Origin of the sequence: Corynebacterium sp. HS2168-gen11, assembly GCF_024834075.1 — a bacterium.
Taxonomy (GTDB): Bacteria; Actinomycetota; Actinomycetes; order Mycobacteriales; family Mycobacteriaceae; genus Corynebacterium.
Genome location: NZ_JANUXR010000007.1, coordinates 28,601 through 41,748 on the forward strand (window position 1 = coordinate 28,601; position 13,148 = coordinate 41,748).

Here is a 13,148-nt window from a genome sequence, read left to right on the forward strand (position 1 = left end):
ACGGGTCAATCTTGACATTCAACACCGCTGTGAGCGCACTTTAAAAAGTGAACCAGCGTGAAGCTTTGATTGTGATTGATGCGAATGCGTGGCATCAAGATTTAAGTTTTAAGGAAATAGCAACATGGCTAGAGGCACTGTTAAATGGTTCAACGCTGAAAAGGGCTTCGGCTTCATCTCTTCTGAAGATGGATCTGACGACGTTTTCGTGCACTATTCTGAGATCGATAGCTCCGGCTTCCGTTCCCTCGAAGAGAACCAGCACGTTGAATTTGAAGTTGGCGATGGTGCAAAGGGTCCACAGGCACTTGGCGTTCGCGTTATCTAAAGCCTGCAAACCTTGATGTGAATTCTTCACATCGCGTTTCCCCAGAGTTCTTACTCATGATGAGTATGGCTCTGGGTTTTTGCTATGGGGTACCTGGGAGTGCGTTGGTACCGCTGTGCTGCGTTGTTGCTGTTGTCTAATGCTTGTCGACGTTGCATGCGTCCGGAACTGCCGCAGTCGCCGTGCCGCACTGCCTTACGACGTTGCCCTGCTCGCGTTGTGCTCCACCTCACGCCGCTGCGCCAACCCGCATCGCTCCGCAGCCGCACCCACCACTCAAACCCACAAACCTACACCACAGCTTGCCCAATACCAGCCACGTCGAATCGAAAACAGTGAAGAAAATCTGAAAGAAAAACGTTCCTTATATAAAAGGGAAAGAGTATTTTCCTGCTATTTTTTCGAAATATTGGACAAATGTGCGTAGGTGACCCGTATTATAAGGAACGGACTGTGTACCGGCTCATGGAATGTACCTTGTACTGTATGGTGTGCTGATAGATAGTCGCACGGGTTTTGGTGCTGCGCTGTTTTCGTGACAGCAACGCACGATTGCTTGTTTGCAAAAGTAGCTTGAGGTTGTAGGTCAGCCTGAAGTATCCCTACAGTGAGAAATTGAGGTTCTTTCGTTCTATGGCTGCATCCAGCGGTATTAAGCGTCTGGTCATCGTCGAGTCAGCGACGAAGGCAAAAAAGATTGCCCCTTATTTAGGTTCCGACTATATTGTCGAAGCCTCGGTTGGTCATATTCGTGACCTGCCAAAAGGTGCAGCTGATGTGCCTACCAAGTACAAGAAAGAGCCGTGGGCACGCCTTGGTGTCAATGTTGACGATGACTTTACCCCGCTGTACGTTGTCAGCGCCGATAAGAAGCGCAAAGTTGCTGATCTCAAAGCCAAGCTGAAAACTGTCGACGAACTGCTGCTGGCAACCGACCCCGACCGTGAAGGTGAGGCGATTGCATGGCATTTGCTCGAGACGCTGAAACCGAAAGTTCCAGTTCGTCGCATGGTCTTTAACGAAATTACCAAGCCTGCTATTCTTGCCGCTGCGGAAAACACCCGTGAGCTGGACGAAAACCTAGTTGATGCCCAGGAAACCCGCCGTATTCTCGATCGCCTCTACGGCTACGAAGTTTCACCGGTGTTGTGGAAGAAAGTGATGCCACGGCTTTCGGCAGGTCGCGTGCAATCTGTTGCAACCCGAGTCATTGTTGAGCGCGAACGCGAGCGCATGGCGTTTAAATCCGCTGAATATTGGGATCTCAAAGCATTTTTCGATACCGGACGTCCATCCGTTGATGATGCGCCAACCGGCTTTGATGGCCGCTTGAGTGCTGTCGATGGGAAACGCGTGGCAACTGGCCGCGATTTTAATGATCAAGGCGAACTTATCGGCGATGGAGTGGTCATCGACGAGCAGCGCGCGAAGCGCTTGGCTGAAGGCCTCGAAGCACAAGATATGCAGGTTGCTTCGGTGGAAGAAAAGCCATATACGCGCCGCCCATATGCGCCATTTATGACTTCTACGCTGCAGCAAGAAGCCGGCCGTAAACTGCATTACACCTCAGAGCGCACGATGCGCATTGCGCAGCGCCTGTATGAAAACGGTCATATCACCTACATGCGTACCGACTCCACGACCCTTTCTGAGCAGGGTTTATCTGCCGCACGCGAGCAGGCCTTGGAGCTCTACGGTCCGGAATACGTTGCAAGTAGTCCACGTCGCTATGACCGCAAGGTGAAAAACTCCCAGGAAGCGCACGAGGCAATTCGCCCAGCTGGTGAGCATTTCGCCACGCCAGGTGAGCTCTCGAAGGTGTTAGACGCAGAAGAATTCCGCCTCTATGAACTCATCTGGCAGCGCACTGTGGCATCTCAGATGACAGACGCTAAAGGCACTTCCATGAAGGTGACCATTGCAGGTCATGCACAAGATGGCAGCGCAGTTGAGTTCTCTGCTACGGGGCGCACCATTACATTCCAGGGTTTCTTGCGCGCCTATGTCGAATCCTCCAAGCTTGCCGACGGTCGCGTGGTGGCTGATAACGCCGAGCGTCACCTACCGGTGTTGCATGAGGGTGAATCCTTAGATATCACTGCTTGTGAAGCCGATGGCCATGCCACGCATCCACCAGCACGCTATACAGAAGCTTCGTTGGTGAAAAAGATGGAAGATCTTGGTATTGGTCGTCCGTCTACCTACGCTTCTATTATTAAGACAATTCAAGATCGCGGGTATGTGTATTCTCGCGGCAACGCTTTGGTCCCAAGCTGGGTTGCGTTCGCGGTTGTTGGGTTGCTGGAGAAGTCGTTTAGCTCGCTCGTCGATTATGATTTCACCTCTTCGATGGAAGATGAACTCGATGAAATCGCAGCTGGTCGTCAGCGCGGCAGTGTGTGGCTGCAAGGCTTCTACTTTGGTGATGCCAACGCCTCTGACGCTACCGCTGAATCAATTGCGCGCCACGGTGGCCTGAAAGCACTTGTCGGCGATAACTTAGAGCTCATTGATGCACGTAGCGTGAACTCCTTGCCGCTTTTCGACGACACCGAAGGTCGGCCAATCTATGTGCGCGTTGGCCGCTATGGTCCATATCTGGAGCGCCAGGTTGGTATGCGCGATGGTGAACCAGAATATCAGCGAGCCAATCTCGCCGATACCACTACTCCAGATGAATTGACGTTGGAGTTTGCAGAAAAACTTTTTGCAACTCCACAGTCGGGTCGCGAACTGGGGCATAATCCTGCAAATAATCGTGTGATTGTGGTCAAAGAAGGACGTTTTGGTCCGTATGTCACTGAGATCTTAAGTGCGGATGAAACCGAGATTGCTGCCCAGCAGGCAGAATCAATTGTTGCAGCTGAGCGTGAAGCAGAAGATGCGCAGCGTGCTGCAGAAGGTAAACGTCCGAAGAACTGGGAGACCAAGACCGCTCTTGCTGCGAAGGAAAAGCGGATTCAGCAAATTATTGAAGAAACGCTGAAGCCGGCCACTGCGTCTTTGTTTAGCACTATGGATTCTTCCGTGCTGACGTTGGAAGAAGCGTTGCAGTTATTGTCCTTGCCGCGCGAAGTTGGTATTGATACCAGCGATGGGGAAATGATCACAGCCCAAAATGGTCGCTATGGTCCGTATCTGAAGAAGGGTACGGATTCGCGATCCTTGGCGAGCGAAGCACAGATTTTTAGCATCACCTTGGATGAAGCGCGCCGCATTTATGCTGAACCAAAACGTCGCGGTCGTGGTGCAACCAGCACTCAAGCGTTGAAGGTCTTGGGTGATAATGACGTTTCGGGTAAGCCAATGTCGGTGAAAGATGGTCGCTTTGGTCCATATGTGACCGACGGTGAGACGAATGCGTCGCTGCGTCGTGGTGATGATCCGTTGACGTTGACCGATGCGCGTGCCAATGAATTGCTATCGGAACGTCGTGCCAAGATTGCTGCTGATGGTGGTGAATCGACGGCTGCTAAGAAAACCACGAAGAAAACTACAAAGAAAACCACTAAAAAGGCTGCGAAACGACCTGCGGCAACAACCAAACGCGTAGTAAAAGCCACGCGTGGGAAGTAGCAACAGGCGGCACGAGAGATTTTGAGTGTGTGGGGTTGTGTGGGAAATCATGCGATATTTGCCACATAATCCCAGAAAAGCGGGCATTTCGCGCGCGCATCGGGCATACTTAATAGTGAACAGCGATGGTTTTCGCCAAGCGCACTCGCAAGTATTATTTGCCACATTGGTGCCGTTCACATACGTGTGAGCGACAGGAAGGTTTCACCCAAAGGTTCATCATGAAGGAAATTGTCGGAAACAAAATTGTTCTCATTGGTGCAGGTGACGTCGGAGTCGCGTATGCATATGCACTTGTGAACCAAGGTACTTGTGATCATCTCGCGATCATTGATATCGATGAAAAGAAGCTTGAAGGTAACGTCATGGACCTCAACCACGGTGTGGTGTGGGCGTCCTCCCGTACCAAGGTGACCAAGGGTACCTACGCAGATTGCGAAAATGCCGCTATGGTGGTCATTTGCGCAGGCGCTGCACAAAAACCAGGCGAGACTCGCCTGCAGCTGGTCGATAAGAATATGAAGATCATGAAGTCCATCGTGGACAACGTGATGGCCGCTGGCTTCGATGGCATTTTCTTGGTTGCCTCGAACCCAGTTGATATTTTGACCTACGCGGTATGGAAGTACTCCGGTTTCGAGTGGAACCGCGTCATTGGTTCCGGCACCGTGCTGGATTCCGCACGTTTCCGCTATATGCTTGGCGAGCGCTACGAAGTTGCCCCAACCTCGATTCACGCATATATCATCGGTGAACACGGCGATACGGAACTTCCAGTGCTGTCCTCTGCAACGGTTGCCGGTGTATCCATGCGCAAGCAGCTGGAGAAGACCCCAGGTCTGGACGCAGAACTTGAGCAAATCTTCGAAAATACTCGCGACGCTGCCTATAAGATTATCGACGCCAAGGGCTCTACCTCCTATGGCATCGGTATGGGCTTAGCACGTATTACCCGCGCTGTCCTGCACAATCAAGATGTCGCATTGCCTGTTTCGGCACTGCTGCATGGCGAGTACGGCCAAGAAAATATCTACATCGGTACCCCAGCTATTATTCATCGCCGCGGTATTCGTCGCGTTGTTGAGCTGGAGCTTTCCGATCACGAGATGGAACGCTTCACCCATTCCTGCAACGTGCTGCGTGGCATTCAAGAAGAATTCTTCCCACCACAAAGCTAAACGTTTCAAGTATTAAGCATCAGTCACGTACCCACTTTGGAGCAATCTTCAACGTGGGTACTTTCGTATGCACACAGTTTCAAAAAAACAACCGAGAGCGTGTGTTGCGCATTAGCCGGTTCTGCTTGCACCTCAATTCATGACGATCTGCCACAATGGGCGAAGAATGTTTCTCTGAGCTGCCAGTTGTAGGGTAAGTTAGAGGGCATGGCTAAAAAGAATAAGAATAAGGAACAACTTCCTGAGGGCATGAGTCGTCGTCAAGCAAAATTGGCGGCCCGTGCTGCTGAGCGCGCTGCATTTGAGCGCGACCCACGACCATATGGCGAGCTGGCATCCGAAACTGATTTGATTGCTGTGCAGGAATTCGTACCTTCTGCGCTGGCAAAGATTGAGGTCAAAGGCTACGAGGGTGAAGTTTTCCTGTGCACCGTGCTGCCAGGTGGCGTCGCTGCATTGGTCCGCGAAGAATCCGCCGGTGGCCAAGCATTCGTGGCATTGCAGCAGCGCTTCCCATCGCGCAATCCAAACCGTGACTTGGCATTTGCCTTCAAATGGTTGCTCAGCGCAAAGCCAGGTGAGACCTTGGAAAACGGTGCTGCTGACGGCACGGAGCCAGCATTGGCTGAGCTTTTCGACGTCACCACCAAGCTGGCATTCACCGAGTTCGATAACTTCAACTGGTGGCTACCAGAAGGTACGCAACTCAGTGCAGAATATGCTCGTGCAATTGAAGCTGCGAATGAAACCGTCTTGCCTTCCGAGCGCGTTGAGGCTGAAATTACCGGTACCGCATGGTGGATTGATCCAGGTGAGAAGGCACATATCCGCTGGGTACGTCCAGAACACGAAGATAAGGTACTACAGGCACTTGCTCGTATTGCAGCACGCGGTGAGCTGAAGCTTGGTGAGGATACCAAGTTTGCTGGTGTATTCCGCACCCACGGCATTGTCGTTCCAGTGTGGGATCTTTTCGGAGGTCGTCAGGCACAAGAATACGCTGCTGATCTGCAGGCATTGGATGCACAGATTATTGCTGAACTGGACAATGACGCTGCCTTGACCGCCGATGAGCGTCGTCAGTTGGAAAGCATTAAGTCGCGTCAGGTGACCTTACGCTAAGACAGAGTCTGGCAGCGATGCTGCTGAAAAGCGTGCGCAGAATGTGCCCGCAAGCGTTGTGCTGATAGCACTTGTTCGCGGCTAGAGACTTCTGCGCACGTGTTGTTGGCGGGTACCTGCATGTATCCGCTGACTTTCCTTAATAGGGATTGGGACTGCGAATACCGTTTGTTATTGGGCACCGGTATTCGCAGTTTTCTTCTTCCACGATTTTCTATCGCTGAGTAGAAATTCTGGCCATTCTCGCCAATTTCATACTATTTTGGACAATTCGTTATCAAAATGTTATTTACCCAGCGTGTAGACTATCTCACACATAAAAATTTCTACCATTTTGCATAAATTCCAAGCCTGAAAATCGCTTTCTGCTGCAAAATCATGCAAAATTAATAACATTCATCCATTGTTCGTGATGGTAATCACATCATGGATGCCATTGCTTCTCGTCGAACAGGAAGGTTCAAGGCTATGGCAGATATCATTCATACCTTCACATCAATCATCTGGTCACCGGCACTGGTCTTTTTATGCCTGGCGGCAGGTGTGTATTTCACGCTTGCAACAGGGTTTCTCCAGATCCGCTGCATTCCAGATATGCTGCGGCAATTACGAGATGGTGAAAAATCCGACAACGGTGTTTCCTCATTTGAGTCCTTAATGATCTCATTGGCAGGCCGCGTTGGCGTGGGTAATATCGCAGGCGTTGCCACCGCAATTGCCTTTGGTGGCCCAGGTGCAGTGTTTTGGATGTGGGTTGTTGCCCTTCTTGGTTCTGCAACGAGCTTTGTCGAATGTACCCTTGCCCAGATTTATAAAGAGCAAGATCGCGATACCGGCGAATATCGCGGCGGTCCGGCCTACTATATTGAAAAGGCTTATCGACACACCAAAGCTGGCCCATTTATGAAGGTCTATGGCATCGTATTTGCCGTGGCGATGGTACTTGCCACCTCGTATTTCCTTCCTGGTATTCAGGCCAATGGTGTCGCAGCGGCAGTAGAAAACGCGTGGAATGTTGATGTTCGAATCACAGGTGTGGTCCTGTCAATTGTGCTTGCCGCAATTGTGATCGGTGGTATTAAGCGCATTGCGAACTTTGCATCGATGATTGTGCCATTTATGGCGGTGCTGTATATCATTGCCGCAATTGTGATTTTGATTGTGCACTATGATCGCGTCGATGATGTATTCTTGCTGATCTTCCGTTCTGCATTCGATATGGAATCGGCCTTTTCCGGCATGCTGGGTGTAGCAATTATGTGGGGCGTGAAACGCGGCATTTATTCCAATGAAGCAGGTCAGGGCACAGGTCCGCAATCCGCTGCCGCCGCAGAAGTTTCACACCCTGCAAAACAAGGCTTTGTCCAAGCCTTTGCGGTGTATATCGATACCTTGTTCGTTTGCTCAGCTACGGCGTTCATTATCATTTCCACCGATATGTACAAAGTCTTTGCCGGCGAATCTGAAACAGGCGCGGTGCTATATGCCGGCTCCTTAGACGCTGACGTGGCAGTAGGACCAGGCTTTGTGCAGGCTGGTTTAAATACCGTTGCAGCAGGGATTGGCCCAAGCTTTGTGGCGTTGGCAATTCTGTTGTTCGCCTTTACGACGATTATCGCGTATTACTACATGGCTGAAACGAACCTTGCGTATTTTAACCGGTGGATTCACAACCGCACGGCACGTCGGGCAGTGATTTGGGGCTTGCGTGTGTTGATTATTATCTCGGTCTTAGTAGGTGCGACCACCACCCCTGGTACCGCCTGGGCACTAGGTGATATTGGTGTTGGTATGACAGCGTGGCTGAATATTCTTGCCATCTTGTTCTTGCAAATTCCAGCACACAAAGCATTACGGGATTATCAACGCCAAAAGCGTGCTGGAGAAGACCCAGTCTTTGATCCGGTTGCGCTTGGTATTCGCAATGCAGAGTTTTGGGAAACCTATGCCACTCGGCATCGTGAGCAGGAGTTGTAAGGAAATGTAGGAACATTCCCGCACGAAAATGTGTGGGAATGTTCTGCTATTCGGCTGAGGTGGTCTTGCGTGGTCGTCCGCGTTTGGGTAATTGACCAAGATCCTTTGGCAGGCGTCCTTGTGCACGCAGGTTGTCCCGTAGGAGCAGCTCAATCTGGGCGTTCACACTTAAGAGATTTTCTGCCGCGAGACGCGCAATGGCGTCGTAAAGCACAGGATCAATGCGCAGTGGAATATTTTTGCGTGCCATTAGGCGTAAAGACTACCAGTATTGAGCACTGGTTGCGCGGCATTATCCGAGCATAAGACCACCAGTAGGTTCGACACCATTGCTGCGCGACGTTCAGGATCGAGATCGACAATTTCGCGGCGCTCAAGCTGCTCAAGTGCGCTTTCAACCATTGTGACTGCACCTTCCACAATGGTTTCACGAGCGTTGACAATCGCGGCTGCCTGCTGGCGTTGGAGCATTGCCTGTGCAATTTCAGGGGCATAGGACAGCGAGGAAATGCGTGCTTCAAGAATCTCAATACCTGCCAGTTCTACGCGTTCTGCAACCGCTGATTCCAGTGCGGCACTGACAATATCCGTGCTGCCGCTTAATGATGGAGCTTGGTTTGCATCGTTGGAATCATATGGGTGAGTGGTTGCGACCTGGCGTAATGCCGATTCTGCTTGGGATTGGATGAACTCATTGACGTCTTCGACGGCGAAAGTTGCCTTGGCGGTATCAAAAATGCGCCACACAATAATTGAGCCGATATGAATCGGATTGCCGTTGAGGTCATTGACCTTTAACGTGCCGGTTTCGAAGTTACGAACGCGCAGGCTGGTCTTCGTTGAGGAACGGAATGGCTTAATAAGCAGTAAGCCTTCTGTGCGAACCGTACCTTCGTATTTGCCGAATAGTTGAATGACCAAGCTTTGGCCAGGCCCGACGATACGCAGCATCGAAGTATAGAAGCCAAATGCGAGTCCCCAGATGCCGATCGCGACAACATAGATTGGGGATGTGATTACAAGTGGGATCAGTCCTATTAAGGCGAGTAAAAAGATTCCAAGTCCAATATATGGCAGTGATCCGCCACGTGCCCAGGTGCTGGTTTCGTGAATGGATGTGGTTGATTGCTCGGTGGTGGTCATTATATTCCTCCTTTGGGTAAGCATGACCATTTCTGCGTTGTGGCTGGTTGATGCCCGAATACACGCAATAAAAAACTGATATCACATTAACATAAAGTGATATCAGTTTTCAAGAGTGTTCAGCCAAGAAGCCGCAAGGCTTATGGCAGGTAGTGCTGTGCCATAGCGCACCTGCTCAACACGTGCTTAGCGGATGGAATCAAAAAGTGCAGTACTGCCAGCTTCATCCCACAGCACCACGCTGCCAACGTCATAGGTCTCGAATCCAGCAATTGGTACAGTTTCAGTGCGCAAACCATGACGCATTGCAAATAGCACACGCAGCAGATGCCAGCTGTGATCATGTTCGCCAACAATCACGCTTTTCGCACCAGCAAATGCCATTGGGAACGCGCGGAACGGATTCAGCAACGTACTTGGCCGAGTTGCGGCATCTACCAGGGCGGATAAGAACTCACGCTGGCGCTGCACGCGATCTAAATCCCCTAATGGAGTAGCGCGCGTGCGCACATACCCAAGTGCTGTTGGCCCATTAACCTGTTGGCATCCAGCGCCAATAAACAGATTTGCCAGTGGATCTTCCAGCGGCTCAGGTGGGCAAACCTCAATACCACCGACCGCATCAACAACATTTGCTAACCCGCCCATGCCAATTTCAGCATAGTGATCAATATGGATGCCTGTTGCTTGTTCCACAGTGCTGACCAGCAATGGCGCACCACCAAAGGTAAAGGCAGCGTTGATCTTGTTCATGCCAAAGCCTGGAATCTCAACATAAGAATCGCGCGGCAAAGAAATCAATGTTGCTTGGCCCGTGAGCGGCATATGCAACACCATAATGGTATCGGTGCGCTTGGATCCTAAATCACCACCGGTACCAAGGCGCGCGGCCTCATCTTCCGATAAACCCTCACGCGAATCAGAACCCACCAACAACCAGTTGGTGCCACGAGTAGCTGCAATCTGCTGCTCTGGAAAGGCGGCAACGCGTGGAAAAGCGGTATCGACAAGTACCAGAATCACACCTGCTGCCAGCAGGAATACGACAAACAAGCTGGTGAGTACGAGCAACAACCGTTTGAAGGGATGTTTGCGTGTCTTCGGAGTTGGCACGCCCGCTCGTTGCTGACCACGGGCACTGCGCTGTGAAGCACTGCGCTGTGAAGTACGCGGTTGCGGTGCATAGGACTGCGCTGCAGCAGACTGCGTATCTGATTGCTGGAAAGGCTCCCAGCGCAGTTGGTTGCTGCTCGGTTGTGGTGAACGCGGCTGTGGCTGTGGCTGCTGCTGCGAAAGATGTGACTGTGGCGCATGCGTTCGCGGTGGTTGTTGGCGCGGCTGCACAGCTGATGCTTCACGACGCGGGGTGCGTCGCGAACGGGCAATACGATCGCGGCGGATCGGCCTGCCGAGTTTATCGACAATGGGATTGCCGTGTGCGTCGTAAAGCAAATTGTCGTCACGAAACGGGTCTTTCGAACTCATGCCCTCAAGCGTAGTAGGTCTTGGAGTATTCAGACAGTGCAACGGCAGGATTTTACTTTTGAAGCGGAGCATCCAAGCAGGTGGCTAAGGCAAATAATTCTGCGCTGTCGATACGCAAGGCCGCGAGCTGGATCGAGGTATATGGCGAGCTCACAGGCATGCTCAGCGCGGCATCGCCAGACATATTAAACATGGTGGCCCAGGGAGTCCATTGGGTTTGGGTATAAAAATCTTCGGCAGGATCCAGGGACGAGAAATAGCCAATTGGTGGCGGATCGAAGGCTAATGTTGGGCAGAGCAGCACATCACAATCCCAGGCAGCACGCAATTGCGCGTGCACACTGAAGAATTCTTCCATTGCAGTTGCAACCTGATGTGGACGCAACCGGCGGCCAGTCTCGCGTAACCAATCAACCAGCGGAGATGCTTCTCCAGAAATCTTGCGCGCACGATACGCCAAGAGTGTATGGAACGCTGCAAACGGCGCTGGTCCGTACGGTGGCTGCACGGTGGTAATGGTATGGCCATGAGCCGCTAATGTGGTGGCGGCATATTCCAGGGCATCAAGATAATGGGTGGCAACTTCAACCGGGGCATGGACTGGAGTTGCGAGGACTCCGATGCGAAGTGGTCGAAGCTTGGCAGGTGGGGTAATAGTGTGCAAGAACGCGGCATCGGCAAGCGTGGCGGTAATAAAGCCTTGGGCAACGGGATTCGCACCGGTAGTATCGTGAGCCGGCTTAAAACCGATCATGCCGGTGCACGCAGCAGGAACTCGAATTGATCCTCCACCATCAGAGGCATGTGCTGCTCGCACGAGCCCTCGGGCAACCGCAACTGCTGCACCACCGGATGATCCACCAGGAGTATGCCCTGGCCACAAGGGATTTTCTGGATGAGCCTGCCCAACGGGTTCGGTGTAGGCAGAAAGCCCAAGCTCGGAAGTGGCCGTTTTCCCTGGGACATACGCACCTTGTTGCTGGTACGCAGCGATGAATGGGTCAGTTTTGTGGGCCAGGCGGCGTCGAGAAGCATTGCCAAAGCTGGTTGGCATGCCGGCAACATCGCTGAGGTCTTTGGCAGGAATAATCCAGCCGCTGAGTCTGCCGGTTTGAGGTGGCTGCGCGGTTGGATCGAGGTAGCTAAATCCGTGCTCAGCAGGGCTCAGTTGTAAGATGCGATGCCAGAAAGTGGAAACGTCGACGTCCATGATGCCTTAAGAATACCTGCCAAAGCGGTTAAGCTTGAAGCCTATGAGCACTCGCATTGCATATTTAGGCCCGCAAGGAACGTTTACGGAAGCTGCACTCTGGCAGTTTGTGTCGCAAGGGGGAATCCAGGCGCGCAAACATGTTGATGGTATATGCGTGCTTGACGACGCTGACGGTGGTGCTGGTCGTGATGCTGCCGCGATCGTCGTGCCGGTGCCGGTGACTAGCCCGCAGGAAGCGATTGACGCTGTGCGAAATGGGCGTGCTGATTACGCGTGTGTGGCGATTGAAAACTCTGTTGATGGCCCAGTTACGCCTACTTTTGATGCCTTAGCCAGTGGTTTTCTGGCACCAGAATCTCAAGGCGCCGCACCAGGCGGTGCATCGGAAGCCCACGGCGGCGTGCAAATCTATGCAGAATTGGATCTTGAGATTCGCTTTGCGATAATGGTTCGCCCAGGCACTACCTATGCGCAATGCCGGACTATCAGCACCCATCCTGTGGCCTATCAGCAGGTCAAAGGCTGGTTGGCGCAACATATTCCAGAACATGAATTTGTGCCAGCATCCTCGAATGCGGCAGCAGCTGGATTAGTAGCACAAGGGCAAGTCGATATTGCTGCAGCACCAGCCCCTGCTGCTTACTTGCATGGTTTGGAAATTCTGGCTGATCAGATCGCAGATAACGCCCAAGCTCGCACGAGATTTGTGCTCGTTGGTCCGACTGGAACAGTGCCACCACGAACAGGTCATGATCGAACAGCGGTGGTATTTACACTCAAAAATGAGCCAGGTTCGCTCGTTACGGCACTGACCGAATTTGCAGTCCGTGGTGTTGATCTTTCGCGAATTGAATCTCGCCCAATACAGCAAGGATTGGGAACCTATAGATTCCATGTTGATTTACATGGTCATATTCACGACGCGCTGGTAGCGGAAGCTTTGCAAGCGTTATATGTGCGCTGCGAGAATATGACCTTTTTAGGGTCTTGGCCTGCAGGTTCGCATGATGTGGTACCGCCTTCAGGAGTGGATCACAAGCGCTATCAACGCGCCCAGGAGTGGGTAAGTTTCCACCAAGGCACTCATCCAATTGCGTAGGGCTGTAAGATAAAACAATACTTCTGT

Annotated in this window: 10 protein-coding genes; 6 read left to right on the forward strand and 4 right to left on the reverse strand. The window is 51.9% G+C overall.

Annotation, left to right across the window (positions count from 1 at the left end; genetic code table 11):
• The first annotated feature begins 124 nt into the window (after nucleotides 1-124).
• The 5 genes from NXS99_RS06225 (at nucleotide 125) to NXS99_RS06245 (ending at nucleotide 8,181) form a co-directional block, all read left to right on the forward strand.
• Complete coding sequence (locus NXS99_RS06225; protein ID WP_259287799.1) at nucleotides 125-328, forward strand: cold-shock protein; 204 nt, start codon at nucleotides 125-127, stop codon at nucleotides 326-328.
• Between the two features lie 633 nt (nucleotides 329-961).
• Complete coding sequence (gene topA, locus NXS99_RS06230; RefSeq protein ID WP_259287800.1) at nucleotides 962-3,904, forward strand: type I DNA topoisomerase; 2,943 nt, start codon at nucleotides 962-964, stop codon at nucleotides 3,902-3,904.
• Between the two features lie 221 nt (nucleotides 3,905-4,125).
• Nucleotides 4,126-5,082 carry an L-lactate dehydrogenase gene (locus NXS99_RS06235; RefSeq protein ID WP_259287801.1) on the forward strand — a complete coding sequence of 319 codons (957 nt, stop codon included), beginning with the start codon at nucleotides 4,126-4,128 and terminating at the stop codon, nucleotides 5,080-5,082.
• 207 nt (nucleotides 5,083-5,289) lie between these two features.
• Nucleotides 5,290-6,204, forward strand: coding sequence for a DUF5926 family protein (locus NXS99_RS06240; protein WP_259287802.1), 915 nt, complete (start codon nucleotides 5,290-5,292; stop codon nucleotides 6,202-6,204).
• A gap of 468 nt (nucleotides 6,205-6,672) precedes the next feature.
• A complete protein-coding gene (locus NXS99_RS06245; protein WP_259287803.1) occupies nucleotides 6,673-8,181 on the forward strand; it encodes a sodium:alanine symporter family protein in 1,509 nt (502 codons plus the stop codon).
• Between the two features lie 46 nt (nucleotides 8,182-8,227).
• Here NXS99_RS06245 and NXS99_RS06250 read toward each other — a convergent pair whose 3' ends face one another.
• The 4 genes from NXS99_RS06250 to NXS99_RS06265 form a co-directional block, all read right to left on the reverse strand.
• The gene (locus tag NXS99_RS06250) at nucleotides 8,228-8,431 is read right to left on the reverse strand and encodes a hypothetical protein (protein WP_259287804.1); all 204 of its coding nucleotides are present in this window, start codon (nucleotides 8,429-8,431) and stop codon (nucleotides 8,228-8,230) included.
• On the reverse strand, nucleotides 8,431-9,324 hold the full coding sequence (locus NXS99_RS06255; RefSeq protein ID WP_259287805.1) for an SPFH domain-containing protein: 894 nt from the start codon (nucleotides 9,322-9,324) through the stop codon (nucleotides 8,431-8,433). Before NXS99_RS06255 ends, NXS99_RS06250 begins: the two co-directional genes overlap by 1 nt.
• 186 nt (nucleotides 9,325-9,510) lie before the next feature.
• On the reverse strand, nucleotides 9,511-10,809 hold the full coding sequence (locus tag NXS99_RS06260) for an LCP family protein (protein ID WP_259287806.1): 1,299 nt from the start codon (nucleotides 10,807-10,809) through the stop codon (nucleotides 9,511-9,513).
• Between the two features lie 52 nt (nucleotides 10,810-10,861).
• Nucleotides 10,862-12,019: an amidase gene (locus NXS99_RS06265; RefSeq protein ID WP_259287807.1), complete on the reverse strand. Its 1,158-nt coding sequence runs from the start codon at nucleotides 12,017-12,019 to the stop codon at nucleotides 10,862-10,864.
• A gap of 43 nt (nucleotides 12,020-12,062) precedes the next feature.
• On the opposite strand from NXS99_RS06265, the gene pheA reads away from it, so the two are divergent.
• Nucleotides 12,063-13,121, forward strand: coding sequence for a prephenate dehydratase (gene pheA / locus NXS99_RS06270; protein WP_259287808.1), 1,059 nt, complete (start codon nucleotides 12,063-12,065; stop codon nucleotides 13,119-13,121).
• Nucleotides 13,122-13,148: the final 27 nt, after the last annotated feature.